Annotated in this window: 22 protein-coding genes; 15 read left to right on the plus strand and 7 right to left on the minus strand. The window is 69.8% G+C overall.

Translation table 11 applies throughout. The annotated features are described in order from the left end of the window. Positions 1–56: 56 nt before the first annotated feature. The 4 genes from AACG61_RS11445 to AACG61_RS11460 all read left to right on the plus strand — a co-directional run bounded on the left by AACG61_RS11445 (position 57) and on the right by AACG61_RS11460 (position 3,219). Positions 57–1,271 (plus strand): GTP-binding protein, encoded by a 1,215-nt coding sequence (locus AACG61_RS11445; protein ID WP_411837260.1) that lies wholly within the window; start codon positions 57–59, stop codon positions 1,269–1,271. Continuing rightward, the gene (locus AACG61_RS11450) at positions 1,268–1,888 is read left to right on the plus strand and encodes a DUF1826 domain-containing protein (protein ID WP_411837261.1); all 621 of its coding nucleotides are present in this window, start codon (positions 1,268–1,270) and stop codon (positions 1,886–1,888) included. The genes AACG61_RS11445 and AACG61_RS11450 overlap by 4 nt, the downstream gene beginning before the upstream one ends. Beyond that, positions 1,882–2,142: a DUF6525 family protein gene (locus AACG61_RS11455; RefSeq protein ID WP_411837262.1), complete on the plus strand. Its 261-nt coding sequence runs from the start codon at positions 1,882–1,884 to the stop codon at positions 2,140–2,142. Before AACG61_RS11450 ends, AACG61_RS11455 begins: the two co-directional genes overlap by 7 nt. Positions 2,143–2,241: 99 nt before the next feature. Further along, positions 2,242–3,219 (plus strand): zinc-binding dehydrogenase, encoded by a 978-nt coding sequence (locus AACG61_RS11460; RefSeq protein ID WP_411837263.1) that lies wholly within the window; start codon positions 2,242–2,244, stop codon positions 3,217–3,219. On the opposite strand, the gene AACG61_RS11465 is transcribed toward AACG61_RS11460, so the two are convergent. Further along, a complete protein-coding gene (locus AACG61_RS11465; protein ID WP_411837264.1) occupies positions 3,209–3,574 on the minus strand; it encodes a YigZ family protein in 366 nt (121 codons plus the stop codon). The two genes, AACG61_RS11460 and AACG61_RS11465, sit on opposite strands and share 11 nt — an antisense overlap. Further along, a complete protein-coding gene (locus AACG61_RS11470; protein ID WP_411837265.1) occupies positions 3,574–3,990 on the minus strand; it encodes a Fur family transcriptional regulator in 417 nt (138 codons plus the stop codon). Before AACG61_RS11470 ends, AACG61_RS11465 begins: the two co-directional genes overlap by 1 nt. A 97-nt stretch (positions 3,991–4,087) precedes the next feature. On the opposite strand from AACG61_RS11470, the gene AACG61_RS11475 reads away from it, so the two are divergent. The 11 genes from AACG61_RS11475 (at position 4,088) to AACG61_RS11525 (ending at position 14,173) form a co-directional block, all read left to right on the plus strand. Beyond that, entirely contained in the window at positions 4,088–4,963 is an 876-nt protein-coding gene (locus tag AACG61_RS11475; RefSeq protein WP_411837266.1) for a metal ABC transporter substrate-binding protein, read from the plus strand. Next, positions 4,956–5,810, plus strand: coding sequence for a manganese/iron ABC transporter ATP-binding protein (locus AACG61_RS11480; protein ID WP_411837267.1), 855 nt, complete (start codon positions 4,956–4,958; stop codon positions 5,808–5,810). The genes AACG61_RS11475 and AACG61_RS11480 overlap by 8 nt, the downstream gene beginning before the upstream one ends. A 67-nt stretch (positions 5,811–5,877) precedes the next feature. After that, positions 5,878–6,738, plus strand: a complete 861-nt coding sequence (locus AACG61_RS11485; protein ID WP_411837268.1) for a metal ABC transporter permease — start codon at positions 5,878–5,880, stop codon at positions 6,736–6,738. Next, positions 6,735–7,550: a metal ABC transporter permease gene (locus tag AACG61_RS11490; RefSeq protein WP_411837269.1), complete on the plus strand. Its 816-nt coding sequence runs from the start codon at positions 6,735–6,737 to the stop codon at positions 7,548–7,550. Before AACG61_RS11485 ends, AACG61_RS11490 begins: the two co-directional genes overlap by 4 nt. 59 nt (positions 7,551–7,609) lie before the next feature. Then, positions 7,610–8,923, plus strand: coding sequence for a GH1 family beta-glucosidase (locus AACG61_RS11495; protein WP_411837270.1), 1,314 nt, complete (start codon positions 7,610–7,612; stop codon positions 8,921–8,923). A 74-nt stretch (positions 8,924–8,997) separates the two neighbouring features. Further along, entirely contained in the window at positions 8,998–9,162 is a 165-nt protein-coding gene (locus tag AACG61_RS11500; protein ID WP_411837271.1) for a hypothetical protein, read from the plus strand. Further along, positions 9,162–10,343, plus strand: coding sequence for a vWA domain-containing protein (locus AACG61_RS11505; protein WP_411837272.1), 1,182 nt, complete (start codon positions 9,162–9,164; stop codon positions 10,341–10,343). The genes AACG61_RS11500 and AACG61_RS11505 overlap by 1 nt, the downstream gene beginning before the upstream one ends. After that, a complete protein-coding gene (locus AACG61_RS11510; protein ID WP_411837273.1) occupies positions 10,340–10,921 on the plus strand; it encodes a DedA family protein in 582 nt (193 codons plus the stop codon). The genes AACG61_RS11505 and AACG61_RS11510 overlap by 4 nt, the downstream gene beginning before the upstream one ends. A gap of 5 nt (positions 10,922–10,926) precedes the next feature. Continuing rightward, a complete protein-coding gene (locus tag AACG61_RS11515) occupies positions 10,927–11,613 on the plus strand; it encodes a M48 family metallopeptidase (RefSeq protein ID WP_411837274.1) in 687 nt (228 codons plus the stop codon). Positions 11,614–11,684: 71 nt separating this feature from the next. Beyond that, entirely contained in the window at positions 11,685–12,848 is a 1,164-nt protein-coding gene (locus AACG61_RS11520) for a hypothetical protein (protein WP_411837275.1), read from the plus strand. Beyond that, positions 12,845–14,173 carry a cytochrome P450 gene (locus tag AACG61_RS11525; RefSeq protein ID WP_411837276.1) on the plus strand — a complete coding sequence of 443 codons (1,329 nt, stop codon included), beginning with the start codon at positions 12,845–12,847 and terminating at the stop codon, positions 14,171–14,173. Before AACG61_RS11520 ends, AACG61_RS11525 begins: the two co-directional genes overlap by 4 nt. Here the strand turns inward: AACG61_RS11525 and AACG61_RS11530 are convergent. From AACG61_RS11530 to cysS, 5 genes are all read right to left on the minus strand, one after another. Next, positions 14,170–15,270 carry an ABC transporter ATP-binding protein gene (locus AACG61_RS11530; protein WP_411839503.1) on the minus strand — a complete coding sequence of 367 codons (1,101 nt, stop codon included), beginning with the start codon at positions 15,268–15,270 and terminating at the stop codon, positions 14,170–14,172. The two genes, AACG61_RS11525 and AACG61_RS11530, sit on opposite strands and share 4 nt — an antisense overlap. A gap of 14 nt (positions 15,271–15,284) precedes the next feature. Further along, complete coding sequence (locus AACG61_RS11535) at positions 15,285–16,097, minus strand: ABC transporter permease (RefSeq protein ID WP_411837277.1); 813 nt, start codon at positions 16,095–16,097, stop codon at positions 15,285–15,287. Beyond that, positions 16,094–16,966: an ABC transporter permease gene (locus tag AACG61_RS11540; RefSeq protein WP_411837278.1), complete on the minus strand. Its 873-nt coding sequence runs from the start codon at positions 16,964–16,966 to the stop codon at positions 16,094–16,096. Before AACG61_RS11540 ends, AACG61_RS11535 begins: the two co-directional genes overlap by 4 nt. A gap of 84 nt (positions 16,967–17,050) precedes the next feature. Beyond that, positions 17,051–17,821 carry a squalene/phytoene synthase family protein gene (locus AACG61_RS11545; RefSeq protein WP_411837279.1) on the minus strand — a complete coding sequence of 257 codons (771 nt, stop codon included), beginning with the start codon at positions 17,819–17,821 and terminating at the stop codon, positions 17,051–17,053. Beyond that, entirely contained in the window at positions 17,818–19,227 is a 1,410-nt protein-coding gene (gene cysS, locus AACG61_RS11550; protein WP_411837280.1) for a cysteine--tRNA ligase, read from the minus strand. Before cysS ends, AACG61_RS11545 begins: the two co-directional genes overlap by 4 nt. Between the last annotated feature and the right edge of the window lie 22 nt (positions 19,228–19,249).

A 19,249-nucleotide genomic window follows, 5' to 3' on the forward strand; every position in this document is an offset into this window, starting at 1 on the left:
CATCGCGTAATGTTATACTATTACTTTATCTGGGTCCTGAACCGAAAGGCCCCTCCATGACCCCTGACCCCCGCCTTCCCGTCACCGTGCTCTCCGGCTTTCTGGGCGCGGGCAAGACGACGCTTCTGAACCGCGTCCTGAACAACCGCGACGGGCTGCGCGTCGCGGTGATCGTGAACGACATGTCCGAGGTCAACATCGACGCCGATCTGGTCCGCGCCGAGGGCGGCCTGTCGCAGACCCAGGAAACCCTGGTCGAGATGTCGAACGGCTGCATCTGCTGCACGCTGCGCGAGGATCTGCTGATCGAGGTCCGAAAGCTGGCCGAGGCGGGCCGCTTCGACCACCTGCTGATCGAATCGACCGGCATCAGCGAACCGCTGCCCGTCGCCACGACCTTCGAGTTCGCCGACGAGGACGGCGCCAGCCTGTCCGAGGTCGCCCGGCTGGACACGATGGTGACCGTGGTCGATGCGGTGAACCTGACGGCGGACTTCTCCAGCCACGACTTCCTCTCCGACCGGGGCGAGGTGATGGGTGAGGGCGACACCCGCACCCTGGTCGATCTGCTGACCGACCAGATGGAGTTCGCCGACGTCATCGTGCTGAACAAATGCGGCGATGCCGGCCCTGCCCGCGTGGATGCCGCGCGCAAGATCATCCGCGCGCTGAACGCCGACGCCCGCATCATCGAGACCGATCACGGCCGCGTCGCCCCTTCGGACATCCTGAACACCGGCCTGTTCGACTTCGACCGCGCGCACACGCATCCGATGTGGGCCAAGGAGCTTTACGGTCATGCCGACCACACCCCCGAGACCGAGGAATACGGCATCGCCAGCTTCGTCTATCGCGCCCGCCTGCCCTTCGAGCCGCGCAAGATCCACGAGCTGCTGAACGGCCCCCTGCCCGGCGTGATTCGCGCCAAGGGGCATTTCTGGGTCGCCACGCGGCCCGATTGGGTGGCGGAATTCTCTCTGGCGGGGGCGCTGTCCTCGGTCCGTCCCTTGGGGCAGTGGTGGGCCTCGGTCCCGCGCGACCGGTGGCCAACGCATCCCGAGGGGCACGCCTATCTGGACGCGCATTGGTCCGAACCCTTCGGCGACCGGCGGCAGGAGCTGGTCTTCATTGGCGCCGGCATGGACGAGGACCGCATCCGCGCGCGCCTGGACGCCTGCCTGCTGGGCGAGGAATGGGGCGACAACCCGGCGGGCTGGACCGCCCTGCCGGACCCCTTCCCCGCCTGGCGCCGCGCCGCGGAGGCGGCATGAACCGGCCTGTCATCCTGCGCCCCGCCACGGGCATGACCGACGGTCACGACCCCCGCGTGCTGGGCACCATCGCGATGCCGGGCGTCGCGGTCGCGCTGTGGCACCCCCGGCCCGACCCGGCCTGGCAGGCCTGGCTGGACGCGCTGCCGCCCGAGCGCCTGCCGCGCCTGCGCCAGGTCCTGCGCCCCCGCGACGCGGCGGCGGCGCTGGCCGCGGCCTGCGACGCCGTCGCCCTGCCCGACGGTCCGCAGCGCCAGGCGCTGATCGCGCGCATCGCCGAGCTGACGCAGCTGGCCGCGCGGCACATGGATGCGCTGATGGTCGCGCTGCGGGTCGATGTGGCCACCGGGCAGGCCTGCCCGAAATGGCATCTGGATGCGGTGCGCGCACGGCTGCTCTGCACGCTGCGCGGGGCGGGCACGCAGTTCGGCCCCGCGACCGGCCCGGCCGAGGTCGACCGGGCGCAGGCCATGCCCACGGGCAGCGTCGGCCTGTTCCGCGGCCGCGCTTGGCCGGGCGAGCCCACCGGCATCCTGCACCGCTCCCCGCCCGCGATCCCGGGACAGGTTCGTCTGTTGGTGGTCGTCGATCCGGTGGAGGAGGTCGCGTCATGCTGAGCCGCTGGAACGCCAATCTGGGCCGCACCGCACAGCGTCAGCGCAGACGCACGCGCGATCCGATGGCCGCCTATGACGCCCTGCCCGCGCCGCTGCGGGCGTGGCTCGCGCGGGCGGCGCTGCCCTGGTCGCCCGCCTCCTGCCTGCGCCTGTGGGAGCGGGGCCGGGCGCGCGGGCTGTCGGTCGAGGCGCGGCTGGCCGCCCTGGACCGCGCCCAGGCCCGCGCCCTGATGCGCGAGGCGCAGGCCGCCTGACGCGTAAGTTGACCATGCGTCAACGCGGTCGCCTCTGGCGGCGCAGGGGGCGGATGCCTAGGTCGGGGGTCAACGAAAGACCGACCGAAAGGACATCCCATGCGCAGCATCATCCACGAGCGTTTCGGCGAACCCGCCGATGTGGTGCAGACCGCCGAGCGTGACCGCCCCAGCCCGACCGAAGGACAGATCCTGGTCCGCGTGACCCTGTCGCCGATCCACAACCACGACCTGTGGACCATCCGCGGCACATATGGCGTGCGTCCCGACCTGCCCGCCATAGGCGGCAGCGAGGCCGTGGGCATCGTCGAGGAGACCGGCCCCGGCGTCGATCCCGCCCTGAAGGGTCGCCGCGTCGCGGTGGCGGGGGTCAAGGGTTCCTGGGCGGAATACGCCATCGCCCAGGCCGCCGGCGCCATCCCCGTTCCCGACGCCATGCCCGACGAGGCCGCGGCGCAGCTGATCGCCATGCCCTTCAGCGCCATCACGCTGCTGGAATTCCTGCATGTCGGCAAGGGGGACTGGGTCGTCCAGACCGCCGCCAATGGCGCGGTGGGCAAGATCATAGCGGTGCTGGCGCAGTCGCGCGGCGTGCGCCTCTTGAACCTGGTGCGCCGCCCCGAGGCGGTCGAGGAGCTGACCGCGATGGGCATGACCGACGTGCTGTCGACCAGCGATCCGGACTGGGTGGCCAAGGCGCGCGCGATCATCGGCGATGACGGCGCCCGCGCCGCGGTCGATTCGGTCGGTGGCGAGGTCGCCGCCGGTCTGATCGAGTTGCTGGGCACCGAAGGCCTGCTGGTCACCTTCGGCTCGACCACGGGCGATCCGCTGCAGCTGCCCGCCGGGCCGATCATCTTCAAGCACCTGTCCATCAAGGGCTTCTGGGGCGCCAAGGTGATGCCCGCGACGCCGCCCGCCGACCGTCAGCGCATGTTCGCAGAACTGATCGGCCTGGTGATGGAGGGCAAGCTGGAGCTGACCTCGGGCGGCGAATTCGGCCTGGATCAGGCGATCGAGGCGATGGACGCCGCCCTGACCCCAGGCCGCACCGGCAAGGTGATGATCAAGCCCTGACGTCCAGCCCCGTCTCGCGCAGGTAATGGCGCACCGCATCGGCGACATGCCGGAACCGGTCCCCGCCCAGATGCTTGCCGCCATACCAGCGTGTGACGATGACCACATGATTCTGCAGGCCGGCGCGGTCCAGCATCTGCAGGATCAGCTGCCCCGCGCCGCTTTCGCCGTCATCGTCCTTGACGCCCTCTCCGCCCAGGATGGCGGCCCAGCTGTGATGGGTGGCCTGTCGGAACCGCTTGACCCGCGTCAGCTCGGCCAGCATCGCGGCCACCGCCGCCCGGTCAGCGGCCGGCCCGCCCGATACCGCATAGCGCGACCCCCTGTCGCTGATGATCCTGTCGAACACCTGCATCAGCGCCGCCGCACATAGAGCTCCAGCCGGTGATGGACGATATCATAGCCCATCTCTGCGGCGATCTCGGCCTGCAGGCGTTCGATCCGTTCGTTGGTGAACTCCATGACCTCGCCGCTGTCCACGTCGATCATGTGGTCGTGGTGGCGCTGGTCGGCGGCCTCCCAGCGGGCGGGCTCTCCCTGGAACTCCAGCTTCTCGATCACGCCCTGCGCCTGCAGCGTCGTCAGCGTGCGATACACAGTGGCCAGCGACACCCCCGCCCCGGCGGTGACCGCGCGGACATGCAGCTCGGCCGCGTCGGGGTGGTCGTCGGCCGCGGCGATCACCTGCAGCAGCGCCGCGCGCTGGCGCGTGACGCGGACCCCCGCATCCCGCAACGCCTGCTCCAACCTGTCCGCACGCCGTCTGGTCATCCGCGCATTCTGCCGCAGCCGGGGTCCAGTTGCAACTGGTTCTCAACTGTTGACAGTTGCGAACCGTTCGCAGATAAACGCGGCATTGGAGGATGCGATGTATCGATTCCTGACGCCGTTCCTGTTCCTGATCCCGACCCATGCGAGTGCCGACCAGCTGCAGGTCGCCACAAGCTTTACCATCATCGCCGACATGGCCCGCAACGTGGGCGGCCACCTGGCCGAGGTCCGCTCGATCACCCCGCCGGGGGCGGAGATCCACGACTATCAGCCCAGCCCGCGCGACATCATCGGCATTGCCGATGCGGACCTGGTGCTGGTCAACGGGCTGAACCTGGACGGATGGGCGCAGCAGTACCTGGACCGTGCCGGCGACGTGCCCATCGTGACGGTGACGGACGGCATCGAGGCGCTGCCGATCAGCAGCGGCGACTATGAGGGCAAGCCGAACCCCCATGCCTGGATGGCGCTGGATTCGGCGCAGATCTATGTCGACAACATTGCCACCGCGATGGGCCAGGCCGACCCCGAGAACGCCGCCGCCTATGCCGCCAATGCCGAAACCTACAAGCAGCAGATCGCCGACGTGATCGGCCCCCTGCGCGACGCCGCCCGCGCCCTGCCCGAGGATCGCCGCTTCCTGGTCACCTCCGAGGGCGCCTTCAGCTATCTGGCCCGCGATTTCGGGCTGACCGAGATGTATCTCTGGCCCATCAACGCCGAGGGCCAGGGAACGCCTCAGCAGGTCCGCGCCCTGATCGACGCCATGCGCGACACCGGCGCCCCGGTGATCTTCTCGGAAAGCACCATCTCGGACCGTCCAGCCCGTAGCATCGCGGCCGAGACCGGGGCCGATTACGGCGGCGTCCTCTATGTGGACAGCCTATCGGAGACGGACGGGCCGGTGCCGACCTATCTGGACCTGCTGCGGGTAACCTCGCAGACCATCGTGGACGCGCTGGCCGATGGCTGATCCCCTGGGCATCGAGGTGGCCGACCTGACCGTCGCCTATCGCAACGGCCACCGCGCCTTGGCGCAGGCCAGCTTCACCGTGCCGCAGGGTTCGGTCACCGCGCTGGTCGGCGTGAACGGCGCGGGAAAATCGACGCTGTTCAAGGCGCTGATGGACCTGCTGCCCCATGCGACGGGTCAGGTGCGCATCCTGGGCCTGACCGTGCGCCAGGCCCTGTCGCGAAACCTGGTCGCCTATGTCCCCCAGGCGGAAGAGGTCGACTGGACCTTCCCCGTGCTGGTGCGCGACGTGGTGATGATGGGCCGCTACGGCCATATGGGCTTCCTGCGCCGCGCCCGCCCCGCCGACCGACAGGCGGTGGCCGATGCGCTGGCCCGCGTCGGACTGACCGATTACGCGACCCGCCAGATCGGAGAGCTGTCCGGCGGCCAGAAGAAGCGCGTCTTCCTGGCCCGGGCGCTGGCGCAGGAGGCGCGGGTGATCCTGCTGGACGAACCCTTCACCGGCGTCGACGTGCAGACCGAACAGACGATCATCACGCTCCTGCGCCAGATGCGCGACGAAGGCCGGGTGATGCTGGTCTCGACCCATGACCTGGGCTCAGTCCCCGAATATTGCGACCGGGTCGTGCTGGTCAAAGGCACGGTGCTGGCCTTCGGCCCGACCGAGACGACCTTCACCCCCGCCAACCTGCGCCAAGCCTTTGGTGGCACGCTGCGCCATTTCATGCTGGGCGGCACCGACCTGCATGACGACGCCGACGCCCGCAACGTCGATGTCTTCACCGACGACGAACGTCCTCTGATTTTCTACGACGACCGCCCCCGCACCGGAGGCGGTGCATGACCCCGTCTTCTTCACGCAAATATCCCACGGGGGTGCGGGGGTGTGAAACCCCCGCCTACGACGCCCGATGATGGACCTGGCCCTGACCCCCTTCACCTATGGCTACATGACCACCGCGATCTGGGTCTCGGCCCTGGTCGGGGGCGTCTGCGCGTTCCTGTCGGCCTATCTGATGCTCAAAGGCTGGAGCCTGATCGGCGACGCACTGTCCCATTCCATCGTGCCGGGCGTGGCGGGGGCCTACATGCTGGGCCTGCCCTTCGCGCTTGGCGCGTTCCTCTCGGGCGGGCTGGCGGCACTGACCATGCTGTTCCTGAACACCCGCACGGGGCTCAAACAGGACGCGATCATCGGGCTGATTTTCACCGGCTTCTTCGGCATCGGGCTGTTCATGGTGTCTCTGAACCCGGTCGCGGTGGACCTGCAGGCGATCACGATGGGCAACATCCTGGCCATCGCGCCGGGCGACGTGATCCAGCTGGTGCTAATCTCGACCGTCTCGCTGGCGATCCTTCTGATGAAATGGCGCGACCTGATGGTGGTGTTCTTCGACGAGACCCACGCCCGCACCATCGGCCTGCACCCGAACCGCATGAAGGCGCTGTTCTTCACCCTGCTGGCCGCCTCCACCGTGGCCGCGATGCAGACCGTCGGCGCCTTTCTGGTAATCGCGCTTGTGGTGACGCCGGGGGCCACGGCCTATCTGCTGACCGACCGCTTTCCGCGGCTGATCGTCATTTCGGTCGTGATCGGCACCACCACCTCGGCCATCGGCGCCTATGCCAGCTTCTTTCTGGACGGCGCGACGGGCGGCATCATCGTGACGCTGCAGACGCTGATCTTTTTGGTGGCCTTCGTCTTTGCCCCCACCCACGGGCTGCGCGCCACGCGCCGCCGCGCCCGTGACGCGGTCGAGGGGCGGACATGAACGGCCTGATCCTGCCCTTCACCTTTCCGTTCATGGCCGATGCCGCGATGATCGCGGTGATCGTGGCCATCCCGGCGGCGCTGCTGTCCTGCTTTCTGGTCCTCAAGGGATGGGCGCTGATGGGCGACGGCATCAGCCACGCGGTCCTGCCGGGCATCGTGCTGGCCTATGCGATGGGCCTGCCGCTGCTGGTCGGAGCCTTCGCGGCGGGCATGATCTGCGCGTTGTCGTCCGGCTGGCTGGACGCCAACAGCCGCATCAAGCCTGATACCGCGCTTGGCGTGGTGATGGCGGGCATGTTCGCGGTCGGGCTGATCCTGTTCACGGTCTTTCCGCCGGGCGTGCACCTGGACCACATCCTGTTCGGCAACATCCTGGGCATCGGGCCGGGCGATTTCGCCAAGGCCCTGCCCATCGCCGCCGTGGTGACGCTGGCCCTGCTGCTGAAATGGCGGGACTTTGCGCTGCTGGCCTTCGATCCGGTGCAGGCGCGGGTGTCGGGGCTGTCGGTGGGCTGGCTGCATTACGGGATGCTGGCGATGATCGCGGCATCGGTTGTGGCGATGCTGTCGGCGGTGGGGATCATCCTGGCCGTGGGCCTGCTGATCGCGCCCGGCGCCATCGCCTTCCTGCTGACCCGCCGCTTGGCGGTGATGATGGCCCTGGCCACCGCCGTCGCGGTCGCGGCCAGCCTGGCGGGCATCTGGGCCAGCTTCTGGCTGGACAGCGCGCCCGCGCCGACCATCATCGTGATCCTGACGGCCCTCTTCGTGCTGGCCTTCGGCTGGCGGCAGCTGGCCCCGCGCGCCTGACCCCTTCCCACCGCCCGCCGCACATGGCACCCTGTTACCGCCACCAGGAGGAGAGACCCATGCTGCCCCCCCGCACCGACTTTCCCGAAGGCTTCACCTTCGGCGCCGCCACCTCCGCCTATCAGATCGAGGGCACCGCGGGCGCGGGCCTCTCCCACTGGGACACCTTTGCCGCCACGCCCGGCACCATCATGGACGGCACCGACGGCAGCCGCGCCTGCGATCACCTGACGCTCTGGCCGCAGGACCTGGACCTGGTGCGCGATGCGGGCTTCGGGGCCTATCGCTTCTCGACCTCCTGGGCGCGGGTGATGCCGGACGGGGTGACGGTGAACCCCGAGGGCCTGGATTTCTACGACCGCCTTGTGGACGGCATGCTGGAACGCGGCCTGAAACCCTTCCTGACCTATCACCACTGGGACCTGCCCGCCGCGCTGTCCGCGCAGGGCGGCTGGCAGAACCGCGACGTGGCGGCGAAATTCGCGGATCTCTGCACCACGATCAACGCCCGCATCGGCGACCGCGTGGCCTCGGCCGCCACCCTGAACGAGCCGTGGTGCATCGCCTGGCTGTCGCATTTCATCGGGGCGCATGCGCCGGGCCTGCGCGACATCCGCGCCGCCAGCCGCGCGATGCACCATGTCCTGCTGGCCCATGGCACCGCGATGCAGGCCCTGCGCGCGGAGGGCGCGACGAACCTGGGCATCGTGCTGAACTTCGAGACCAGCCACCCCGCCGATGACACCCCCGAGGCCGCCCGCGCGGCCGCGACCCAGGACGCGATCTACAACCAGTGGTTCATCCGCGCGCTGATGGGCCAGGGCTATCCCGATGCCGCGCTGGAGGGGATCGGCCCGCACCTGCCCGACGGCTGGCAGGAGGACATGGTCCTGATCGCGCAGCCCTTGGACTGGCTGGGCGTGAACTACTACACGCGACGTCTCTACACCGGCAATGACGGCCTCTGGCCGCATGCCAGCGAAGCGCCCGGCCCGCTGCCCAAGACGCAGATGGATTGGGAGATCCGCCCCGAGGGCCTGACCGAGTTCCTGACCCGCCTGAAGCGCGACCACACCGGCGACCTGCCCCTCTATGTCACCGAGAACGGCATGGCGCTGGAGGCCGGCGCGGACATCGCCGACGATGCCCGCCGGGTGCAGTTCATCGCCGACCACCTGCGCGCGACCAAGGCCGCGATCGACCAGGGGGTCGATGTGCGGGGCTTCTTCTACTGGTCGCTTCTGGACAATTACGAATGGGCCTTCGGCTATGGCCCGCGCTTCGGGCTGGTCCATGTGGATTACGACACGATGGTCCGCACCCCCAAGGCCAGCTGGCACGCCTTCCGCGACATGCTGACCCCCGCGGCCTGACCGCCCCCCACGCCGGTTGCGGGCCGGGTGCGCGCGGGGTATCTGCGCCACAGCATGCCACGGGAAGGACAGCCATGATCGTCATCGCAGCCATCATCATCGGGGCCGCCCTGGGCTGGCGCCGCGCCGGGCAGCTGGGCGGTACGCGCGCCGACCGGGTGCAATACGCCATTGCCTTTGCCCTGGGACTGGCCATGATCGGGGTGTTCGCCACGATCATCGTTCACCGGATGGCCTGATGTTCCTGCCCTTCCTCGACAGCCTGCGCCGGCACGGAGTTCCGGTCTCGCTGCGGGAATGGCTGGACCTGATGGAGGGCATGGGCGCGGGCCTGGACGGCACCACGGTCGAGGGGTTCCACGCGCTGGCCCGGATGGTGCTGGTCAAGGACGAACGCCATCTGGACCGCTTCGACCGCGCCTTCGCGGAGACCTTCTCGGGGTTGGAGACGATCCCGACCGAGGCGCTTCTGGACGAACGCACCCTGCCCCGCGAGTGGCTGGCGAAGCTGGCCGAAAAGCTGCTGACGGATGAGGAGAAGGCCCAGGTCCAGGGCAGCGGCAGCTTTCAGGCGCTGATGGAGAAACTGCGCGAGCGGCTGGCCGAACAGAAGGGCCGCCATCAGGGCGGCAACAGGTGGATCGGGACGGCAGGAACCTCGCCCTTCGGCGCCCATGGCTACAACCCCGAAGGCGTGCGCATCGGCCAGGATGAAAGCCGTCACCGCCGTGCCGTCAAGGTCTGGGACAGACGCGAGTTCCGCGATTTCGACGACACCGCCGAGCTGGGCACCCGCAACATCAAGGTCGCGCTGAAGCGCTTGCGCCAATGGGCCCGCCACGGGGCCGCGGACGAGCTGGACCTGCCCGGCACGATCCGCGCCACCGCCGATCACGGCTATATCGACGTGCGGACCCGGCCCGAACGGCGCAACGCGGTCAAGGTGCTGCTGTTCCTGGACGTGGGCGGCAGCATGGACGACCACATCCGCGTGGTGGACGAGCTGTTCAGCGCCGCCCGCGCCGAATTCAAGCACATGCAGCATTTCTACTTCCACAACTGCCTCTATGAGGGCGTGTGGACCGACAACCGCCGCCGGTGGGACGCGCAGACCCCCACATGGGAGGTGCTGCGCCGCTTCGGCCGCGACTACAAATGCATCGTGGTGGGGGACGCGTCGATGTCGCCCTACGAGATCGCGGTGCCGGGCGGGGCCAATGAACACTGGAACCCCGAATCCGGGCAGGTCTGGCTGCAGCGCCTGGCCGAGACCTGGCCCGACCACGCCTGGCTGAACCCCGTCCCCGAGGCGCATTGGCGCCACACCCAGTCCATCGGCATGGTGCGGCAGATCTTTCCCGACCGGATGCTGCCCCTGACGCTGGACGGGCTGACGCGCGCCATGCGGCTGCTGGGATGATCGCCGACCTGGCCGCCCTGCTGCCGGTCTGGGGGCCGTGGCTGGTCGGGGCGATGGCCTTCCTGTCCTGCATGATGGTGCCGATGCCGACCTCGGCGCTGCTGGTCGCGGCAGGGGCGCTGACGGGGACAGGGCATCTGGACCTGACGCTGATCGGGCTGGGCGCCGTGCTGGGCGCCAGCGCGGGCGATGCGGCGGCGTTCCTGCTGGCGCGCCGGATGCGGCCGTGGCTGATGCGCGGCCGGCGGGGCGCGATCCTGGCACGCGCGCAGGCGCTGATCGCGCGGTGCGGGGCGGGGGCGGTGTTCCTGTCGCGCTGGCTGGTCACGCCGCTTGGGCCGGCCACGAACTATGTCGCGGGGGCGGCGGGGCTGTCGCTGGCGCGGTTCATGGCCGCCTCCATCCCCGGAGAGATGCTCTGGGCCGCGCTGCATCTGGGCGCGGGGCATCTGGCCGGGCGCGGCTTTCGCGGGGACGAGGCCGCGGCCCTCAAGGCGCTGGCGGCGGCGGCCCTGCTGGCTGCGGCGTTCTGGGCCGGGCGCAGGCTCTGGCGCGGGCGGTCGGACGCCGCCATATAGGGGGCATGATGCGTTACCTGCCCTTCATCCTGCTGGCGCTCTATCTGGTCGCGATGTGGTTCTTCTCCGCATGGCGCCTGCGGCAGGAGCTGAACCAGAAGGCCACGCCCCTGACCCATCCCCGCCTGACGCCCATGCTGGAGCGGTTGGGCCGCGCGATGGACCTGCCCCCGATCCGCGCCCATGTCTACGAGGTCGAGCCGGTGAACGGGCTGGCCGCCCCCGACGGGCGCATCTTCCTGACCCGCGGCTTCCTGCGCAAGCTGGACGCCGGAGAGGTCACCCCCGAGGAGCTGGCCAGCGTCGTCGCGCATGAGCTGGGCCATGTCAGCCTGGGCCATTCGCGCCGCCGGATGATCGACTTCGCGGGCCAGAACGCCATCCGCATGGCGCTGGCCGGGGTGCTGGGGCGCATCCTGCCGGGCGTGGGCACGTGGATCGCCAACCTGATCGCAACCGCCGTCGCCGCCCGCCTGTCGCGCCAGGACGAGTTCGAGGCCGACCGCTTCGCCAGCGCGCTGATGATCAAGGCGGGCCTCGGCACCGCGCCGCAGAAGTCGCTGTTCCGCAAGCTGGAGGCGCTGACCGGCGCGGGCGGCGCACGCCCGCCCGCCTGGTTCCTGTCGCACCCGCCCACCGCACAGCGGATCGCCGCCATCGAGGCGTTGGAGGCGCGCTGGCAGGCGCGTTAGGCACGCCGCGGAAAGCGGCCTTGCCGGAGCGGGATTTCCCCCTATTCTTTCGGGGATAGCCCAGAGGCCCGATGCAACCGCCGTTCCGACGCCATGTCCTCTACCTGCCCGGTTTCGACCCGATCCCGCCGCGCCGCTATCGCGAGCTGTATCGCCGCGAGGGCGCCGATCAGGCCCGCATCTCGGGTCACCGGCTGCGCATCACCAAGGCGCAGGCCGAGGGCTTTGCCTGGGCCGTCCACGGCCGCGTCGAGGGGCGTGACACCGCCACGGTGATCGAGGTCGCCGTCTGGTCCGACATCGTGCAGGCCTCCATGCGGCGCGGCATCGCGGGCACCTATCTGCAGATGGTGCGCACCGCCTGGACCTATATCGCCACTGGCACCCTGTGGCGGCTGATGCGGCTGCGGCGCGGGCCGGTCATCGCGGCGCTCTATCCCATCGCGGTGCTGCTGGCGCAACTGGCGCTGGCGGTCCTGGCGGGGGCGCTGGCCGCGTGGCTGGTCGGCGGCTGGCCGGGTCTGGCCCTGGGCGCGGCGGCGGCCTGGGCCGTGCTGGTGGCCGGGCGGCGGCTGGATGGCCGCCTTTTTGCCTATTACCTGATGCACGACTATGCCTTCACCGCGGCCGATCGCGGCGCCTATCCGCCCGCGCTGGAGGCGCGCCTGACCGCCTTCCGCGCCCGTCTGGACGCGATCCTGGACGACGGCCCCGACGAGGTGCTGGTCGTGGGCCATTCCTCGGGCGCCTATCTGGCGGTGTCGCTGCTGGCCGACCTGCTGCGCGCGCGTCAGGCCCCCGGCCCGGCCCTGTCGCTGCTGACCCTTGGGCAGGTCGTGCCGATGGCGGCCTTCCTGCCCGACGCGACGCGGCTGCGCGACGATCTGGCCTGGCTCTCGCGCAGCGACCGGCTGTTCTGGCTGGATGTGACCGCGCCGGGCGATGCCTGCTGCTTCGCGCTCTGCGATCCCGTCGCGGTCTGCGGGCTGGGCGGGGCGGAACAGCGCGGCCCGCTGGTCCTCTCGGCGGCCTACAGCCACACCCTGTCGCCCGAACGGCTGGCGGCGCTCAGGAACCGCTGGTTCCGGCTGCATTTCCAGTATCTCTGCGCCTTCGACCGGCCCGGAGATTACGACTATTTCGCCATCACCGCCGGCCCGCGGACGCTGGCGCAGCGGTTCGCAGGCCGCGCGCCCTCGCCCGCGCGGATCACCCGGCCCGTGGGCGCGCGGTGACGCCCCGGCCCCGGGGCGCGGAGGGGCGCGGCACCCTGCGCGGGCTGATCCGCGGGTTCCGGCGCGACCTGCTGGGCGCGCTGCCCGAACGGCTCTACGGCGCGTGGATGGCCGAATTCCGCAATCCGCTGATCCACAGCTTCTTCTGCAACGATCCGGCGCTGATCCGGCTGATCCTGCAGGAACGGCCGGGCGACTTTCCGAAATCGAACCGCATGCGCGAGGGTCTGGCACCCCTGCTGGGCAACGGCGTCTTCATCGCGAACGGCGCGGATTGGGCCCGCCAGCGGCGCATCATCGACCCGGCCTTCGACGGCGGCCGGCTGCGCGACAGCTTTCCCGCCGTGCTGGCCGCCGCGCGCGCGGCCAGCCTGCGGCTGGAACCGGGCGCGCAGGACATCGAGCCGCAGGCCGCCCATGCCGCCGCCGACGTGATCTTTCGCACGCTGTTCTCGCTGCCCGTCGAACATCGCATCGCGTCCGACGTGTTCGAGGCGTTCCGCGACCATCAGGCCGCCCAGCCCCTGGTGAACTTGGCCGCCCTGCTGCCCCTGCCCGCCTGGATGCCGCGACCGCATTCGCGCCGCACCCGCGCCACCGCCGCGCGCATCCGCGGGCTGATCGGCGATCTGGTGCGCGCGCGTCGCGGGGCCATCGCGGCGGGCACCGCGCCCGACGATCTGGCCACGCGGATCATGACCACCCCCGACCCCGAGACCGGCACGCCCTTCTCGGAGGCCGAGATGATCGACCAGGTCGCAGTGATGTTCCTCGCCGGGCACGAGACCAGCGCCTCGGTCCTGGCCTGGGCGCTGTGGCTGCTGGCCGCCCATCCCGACTGGCAGGAGCGCGTGGCGGCGGAGGCCGCGACCCTCGACGATTTCGCTAGCGTCGGCGGACTGCGCGTCACCCGCGCCGTGTTCCGCGAGGCGCTGCGCCTCTATCCCGCCGTTGCGATGTTCGCGCGTGAGGCCACGGCGCCCGAGACGTTCCGCGACCGGCGCGTGCCGCGCGGGGCGCAGCTGGTCATCTCACCGTGGCACCTGCACCGGCACAACCGGCTGTGGGACCGGCCCGACGATTTCGACCCCGCCCGGTGGGACAGGCCGGAAGGCAAGGCCAGCGCCCGCGCGGCCTTCCTGCCGTTCTCGGCCGGGCCCCGCGCCTGCCCCGGCGCAGGGCTGGCGATGGTCGAGGGGGTGGTGATGCTGGCCACGATCACCGCGCGATGGCGGCTGGAGGTGACCGACCGCCAGCCGATGCCCGTGGCGCGGCTGACGATCCGGGCGCGCGACGGGATCCGGGTCAGGCTGACGCCGCGCTAGCGGAACAGCACGAGCGATCCGGGCGACCAGGCCAGCCGGGTCCGCGTCCCGACCTCCTGCACGTCGCGGCCAAAGACGTTGCGCATGGAGATGCGGACCGTGCGCGACTTGCCGTCGTCGCGCGCGACCCCGTCCAGGCGCAGGTCGTAATAGGTCATGTCGCCGTAATAGACGACCTCGTCGATGGTGGCGTTGGTCTCGCGCGGCTGCGTATGGGTCGCGCCCGGAGCGACCAGCGTCATCGTCTCGGGGCGAAAGCCGATCACGTCCCCCGCATCATCCGGGTTGGCGCGGCTGATCTGGCGCTCGGGCAGCTCGACCGTCCCCAGGCCCGCGACATCGACGGTGACCATGCCGCCGATCTCCGACAGGATCGTGGCGGGCAGGAAGTTCATCACCCCGATGAAATCCGCGACCCGGCGCGTGGCCGGGCGGGCATAGAGGGCCTCGGGGCCGTCCAGCTGCGCGATCTCGCCCTCGAACATCACGGCGATGCGGTCGGACATGACCAGCGCCTCCTCCTGGTCATGGGTGACCAGGACGAAGGTGATGCCGACCTGCCGCTGCAGCTTGATCAGCTCGACCTGCATCTGCTCGCGCATCTTGCGGTCCAGCGCGGACAGCGGCTCGTCCAGAAGCAGCACCTTGGGCTTGAGGATCAGCGCGCGGGCCAGTGCCACCCGCTGCCGCTGGCCGCCCGACAGGGCATGCGCGGAGCGCGCGCCGTATCCCTTGAGGCCGACCATCGCCAGCGCCTCCTCGACCGCAGCGGCCTTCTCGGCCTTGCTGCGCGGATCGCGGCGCAGGCCGAAGGCCACATTCTCGGCAACGGTCAGATGCGGGAAGATGGCATAGGACTGGAACACCATGTTGGTGGGCCGCTTGTTCGCGGGCACCTCCTCCATGCGCTTGCCGCCGATCAGGATGGCGCCGTCGCTGATGTCCTCGAAGCCCGCGATGGTGCGCAGAAGCGTGGTCTTGCCGCAGCCCGACGGGCCCAGCAGGGAGAAGAACTCTCCGGCCCGGATGGTCAGGTCGATCCCTCGCAGCGCGTGATAGTCGCCGTAATACTTGTGGACGCCCTTGCATTCGATCATCGGCTTGGCTTCGGTCACATCAACCCCCCGGTGGGCTTGCCGCCGATGCGGGCATTGCCCCGGCGGCGGAAATATTCGCCGATCGACAGAAGGACGATCGACAGGATCACCAGCACCGTGCCCAACGCCATGATGACGGGGATCGCGCGCGGAAAGCGCAGCTGGCTGAAGATGTAGGTGGGCAGCGTCGGTTCGTTCCCCGCCAGGAAGAAGGCCAGGATGAACTCGTCCAAACTGATGGTGAAGCTGATCAGCAGCGCGCTGATGATGCCCGGCATGACCAGAGGAAGCGTGACCAGACGGAACGCGCCCCACTTGCTCTCGCCCAGGTCATAGGCCGCCTCCTCCAGGCTGCGGTCCAGCGACGAGAAGGCGGTGGTCAGCACGGCGATGGCATAGGGCATGCAGATCAGCGTGTGCCCGGCGATGACCGTCATCAGCGACAGCTGCACCCCCATGCCCAGCAGCACGACCAGCAGCGACATGGCCACGATGATCTCGGGCAGCACCATGGGCAGCATGATGAAGCCCATCATCCCGCCCTTGCCCGGAAAGGCGAAGCGGGTCGAGGCCCGCGCCGCGAAGATGCCGAAGCAGGTGGCCAGGATGGACGAGGCAACCGCCACGGTCAGCGAATTGGTCAGCGCCCGGCGCAGCGTCGCGTCGCCCCACATCTGCCGGAACCAGTCGGTCGTCACCCCCTGCAGCGGAAAGGCGATGATCGTGCCGGAGTTCAGCGCGAACATCGGCAGCAGGATGATCGGCGCATAGAGAAACAGCAGATAGAAGATGGCATAGGCCTGAAGCCCGCGTCCCTGTCGGTTCATTGGCGCACCCTGAGGAAACGGCGGTTGAGGAACAGGAAGACCAGGCTGACCACCGCCACGATGGCCATGGCCGTCACCGCCAGCGCCGATCCCAGGGGCCGGTTGTCCAGCGCCAGCATCTGGACCTGGATCAGGTTGGCGATCATCGGGATCTTGCCGCCGCCGATGACCTCGGGCGTGACATAGTCGCCGATGGTCGGGATGAAGACGATCAGCACCGCCGCGATGACGCCCGGCATCGCCAGGGGCAGCGTCACCCGCCAGAAGGTCATCAGCCGACTTTCGCCCAGATCGCGCCCGGCTTCCAGCAGGGATCGGTCGATCTTCTCCAGCGCGACGAAGATCGGCAGGATCGCGAAGGGCGCATAGGCATGGGCCAGCGTCAGCACGATCGCGTTGGTGTTGTAGAGGATGAAGGTCAGCGGCTCGTCGATGATGCCAAGGCCCGTCAGGGACGAGTTGATGACGCCGTTGTATCCCAGGATCACCTTCCACAGGAACACCCGGATCAGATAGCTGGTCCAGAAGGGAATCGTGATCAGGAACAGCCACATGGCTTTCTTTTCGGGCCGCACGCAGAAGCTGACGTAATAGGCGACCGGAAAGGCCATCACCACGGTGGCCAGCGTCACGATGGCCGCCACCATCAGCGACCGCAGCATGACGGTCCGCACGATCGGGTCGGTCAGCACCTGGGCATAGTTGTCCAGGGTGAATTCGCGGATGACCTCCAGATAGCCGTCGGTCAGGAAGCTGTAGGCCAGGATGGTCAGCAGCGGCGCCGCCAGGATCACCAGCGCATACAGGAACGGCGGCGCGATCAGCGACAGCCCGGCCCGTGCCTGGTCGTCGAACTTGGCCTTTGCCATGGCGATCCCCTTCCGTCCGCCCCGCCGGGCCTTTCGCAATTGCTGTCACAGGCCGCGCGCGAGGAAAAGAGGTTTCTGGCCCGCCTAGCGCCACCAATGCCCGGTCAGCGCCAGCCGCGCCAGCGATGCGCGCCGCTGAAACGGCGTGATCGCGGTGGTGGCCTCGAACGGATCGGTGCGCCCGGCCATGATCTCGGACAGCAGGCGCGGCACGCGGGGGCCGGGATAGAGCGCCGCCGCCGCCCGGCGCGGCAGCTTGCGGTGCATCCGCGCGGCCATGCGCAGCCCGTCGCGCGCCTGTTCGGCCAAGACCCGTGCGTCCTCGGGGCGCGCCGGTTCCAGCCCCAACCGGACTGCCTGCAATTGCGGCAGCGCGCGCAGCCACGCGGCCAGCCCCGCACCGCGCGCCTGATGGGCAACCACCTCGCGCGCGCCTTCGGTCGCCCCGCAGCGCCGCGCGGCCAGCCACATCAGCTGCCCCGCCGTCTCCTCGACATAGCGGGCGACCGCGTCGGGGGTAGCGAAGGGCTGGCGCTCGCAGTCGCGGCGGCGCGGTTCGGCCAGGGCGGCCAGCCCGCCAGCCTCCGCCCCCCAGGCCTCCCACAGGGGCGTCAGCACGTCATGCAGCGGCGGCGCGGTGCCGCGGCCCATCTCCTCCAGCCGGTCGACCCACCATTGCAGCCGCATCTCGGCCAGCATCGGTTCGGCCGACTGGAAGGGTGCGCGGGCGACCTCCAGGTTCAGCGCATAGAGCGTGACCAGCGCCGGGCGGTCCTGCGGCTCGGCCACCAGCACCGCACCGAAGCGGTCGGGGTCATGCTGGCGCAGGCTCTCGGTGCAGGCCTCCAGCGTCATGCGCCATGCGCCCGCGCCAGCGCGGCCAGCCGCGCGGGGTCGAACCCCGGCGCCAGCGACCATTCCGGCCCCTGCGCCGTGTCCTTGACCGCCACGCCGGCGGCCGCGAACCCGTCGCGGATCGCGTCTGCCGTGGCGAAGTCGCGCCCCTGCCGCGCCGCCAGACGGGCCGCCAGCAGCCCCTCGATCAGCGCCGCCGCGTCGTCATCGGCCGCGGCCCACGCGCCCATCCCCGGCAGCAGCAGCCCCAGCATCCGCGCCGAGGCCAGCAATCCCGCCGCATCCCCCTTGGCCGCAAGCTCGTGCAACACCGCGATGGCACCCGCAGCGTTCAGGTCATCGGCAAGCGCCTCGATCAGCGCGGGTGCCGGGCTTGGCGCGGGCTCGATGCCCGCGACAAGCCCGTGCCACCGCCGAAGCACCGCTTCGGCCTCCTGCGCCTTGGCCTCGGTCCAGTCCATCGGCTTGCGGTAATGGGTGGAGAGCATCACGAAGCGGATCACCTCGCCCGGCACGCCCCGGTCCAGCAGGTCGCGCACGGTGAAGAAGTTGCCCAGGGACTTGGACATCTTCTTTCCCTCGACCTGCAGCATCTCGTTGTGCAGCCAGACATTGGCGAAACCCGCCTGCGGGTGGGCGCAGCAGCTCTGGGCGATCTCGTTCTCGTGGTGGGGGAACTGCAGGTCGATGCCGCCGCCATGGATGTCGAAATGCGGCCCCAGCAGCGCCGCCGACATCGCCGAACATTCGATGTGCCAGCCCGGACGCCCGCGCCCCCAGGGGCTGTCCCAGCCCGGCAGGTCGTCGGACGACGGCTTCCACAGCACGAAATCCATCGGGTCGCGCTTGAACGGCGCCACCTCGACCCGCGCGCCCGCGATCATGTCGTCGACCGACCGGCCCGACAGATTGCCGTAATCCGGAAAGGAGCGCACGTCGAACAGCACATGCCCCTCGGCCTCATAGGCATGGCCCTTGGCGATCAGATCGGCATTCATGGCGATCATCTGGCCGATATAGGCGGTCGCGCGCGGCTCGTGATCCGGGCGCAGGGCGCCCAACGCATCCATGTCGGCGTGATACCAGCCGATCGTCTCCTCGGTCCGCTCGGCGATCAGCGCCTCCAGCGACAGCTCCGACCCGGCGTCGCGACGGCGCTGCGCCTCGGCGTTGATCTTGTCGTCCACGTCGGTGAAGTTGCGCACATAGGTGACCGCGCCCGCGCCATAAACATGCCGCAGCAGCCGCACCAGCAGATCGAACACCAGCACCGGCCGCGCATTGCCCAGATGCGCCCGGTCATAGACCGTCGGCCCGCACAGATAGAGACGCACGTTGCCTGCGTCGATGGGGACGAAATCCTCCTTGCGGCGGGTGCGGGTATTGGTCAGCCGGATCTGGGTCATGGGGGCCTCGTCGTCGGGGTCG

The organism is Paracoccus sp. ME4 (assembly GCF_046736325.1).
Taxonomy (GTDB): Bacteria; Pseudomonadota; Alphaproteobacteria; order Rhodobacterales; family Rhodobacteraceae; genus Paracoccus.

What these genes read in the sequence shown, in the direction of transcription:
- AACG61_RS11445 (WP_411837260.1), top strand. Translation starts at nt 57, where the DNA reads ATGACCCCTGACCCCCGCCTTCCCGTCACCGTGCTCTCCGGCTTTCTG.
- AACG61_RS11450 (WP_411837261.1), top strand. Translation starts at nt 1,268, where the DNA reads ATGAACCGGCCTGTCATCCTGCGCCCCGCCACGGGCATGACCGACGGT.
- AACG61_RS11455 (WP_411837262.1), top strand. Translation starts at nt 1,882, where the DNA reads ATGCTGAGCCGCTGGAACGCCAATCTGGGCCGCACCGCACAGCGTCAG.
- AACG61_RS11460 (WP_411837263.1), top strand. Translation starts at nt 2,242, where the DNA reads ATGCGCAGCATCATCCACGAGCGTTTCGGCGAACCCGCCGATGTGGTG.
- AACG61_RS11465 (WP_411837264.1), bottom strand. Translation starts at nt 3,574, where the DNA reads ATGCAGGTGTTCGACAGGATCATCAGCGACAGGGGGTCGCGCTATGCG.
- AACG61_RS11470 (WP_411837265.1), bottom strand. Translation starts at nt 3,990, where the DNA reads ATGACCAGACGGCGTGCGGACAGGTTGGAGCAGGCGTTGCGGGATGCG.
- AACG61_RS11475 (WP_411837266.1), top strand. Translation starts at nt 4,088, where the DNA reads ATGTATCGATTCCTGACGCCGTTCCTGTTCCTGATCCCGACCCATGCG.
- AACG61_RS11480 (WP_411837267.1), top strand. Translation starts at nt 4,956, where the DNA reads ATGGCTGATCCCCTGGGCATCGAGGTGGCCGACCTGACCGTCGCCTAT.
- AACG61_RS11485 (WP_411837268.1), top strand. Translation starts at nt 5,878, where the DNA reads ATGATGGACCTGGCCCTGACCCCCTTCACCTATGGCTACATGACCACC.
- AACG61_RS11490 (WP_411837269.1), top strand. Translation starts at nt 6,735, where the DNA reads ATGAACGGCCTGATCCTGCCCTTCACCTTTCCGTTCATGGCCGATGCC.
- AACG61_RS11495 (WP_411837270.1), top strand. Translation starts at nt 7,610, where the DNA reads ATGCTGCCCCCCCGCACCGACTTTCCCGAAGGCTTCACCTTCGGCGCC.
- AACG61_RS11500 (WP_411837271.1), top strand. Translation starts at nt 8,998, where the DNA reads ATGATCGTCATCGCAGCCATCATCATCGGGGCCGCCCTGGGCTGGCGC.
- AACG61_RS11505 (WP_411837272.1), top strand. Translation starts at nt 9,162, where the DNA reads ATGTTCCTGCCCTTCCTCGACAGCCTGCGCCGGCACGGAGTTCCGGTC.
- AACG61_RS11510 (WP_411837273.1), top strand. Translation starts at nt 10,340, where the DNA reads ATGATCGCCGACCTGGCCGCCCTGCTGCCGGTCTGGGGGCCGTGGCTG.
- AACG61_RS11515 (WP_411837274.1), top strand. Translation starts at nt 10,927, where the DNA reads ATGATGCGTTACCTGCCCTTCATCCTGCTGGCGCTCTATCTGGTCGCG.
- AACG61_RS11520 (WP_411837275.1), top strand. Translation starts at nt 11,685, where the DNA reads ATGCAACCGCCGTTCCGACGCCATGTCCTCTACCTGCCCGGTTTCGAC.
- AACG61_RS11530 (WP_411839503.1), bottom strand. Translation starts at nt 15,270, where the DNA reads ATGATCGAATGCAAGGGCGTCCACAAGTATTACGGCGACTATCACGCG.
- AACG61_RS11535 (WP_411837277.1), bottom strand. Translation starts at nt 16,097, where the DNA reads ATGAACCGACAGGGACGCGGGCTTCAGGCCTATGCCATCTTCTATCTG.
- AACG61_RS11540 (WP_411837278.1), bottom strand. Translation starts at nt 16,966, where the DNA reads ATGGCAAAGGCCAAGTTCGACGACCAGGCACGGGCCGGGCTGTCGCTG.
- AACG61_RS11545 (WP_411837279.1), bottom strand. Translation starts at nt 17,821, where the DNA reads ATGACGCTGGAGGCCTGCACCGAGAGCCTGCGCCAGCATGACCCCGAC.
- cysS (WP_411837280.1), bottom strand. Translation starts at nt 19,227, where the DNA reads ATGACCCAGATCCGGCTGACCAATACCCGCACCCGCCGCAAGGAGGAT.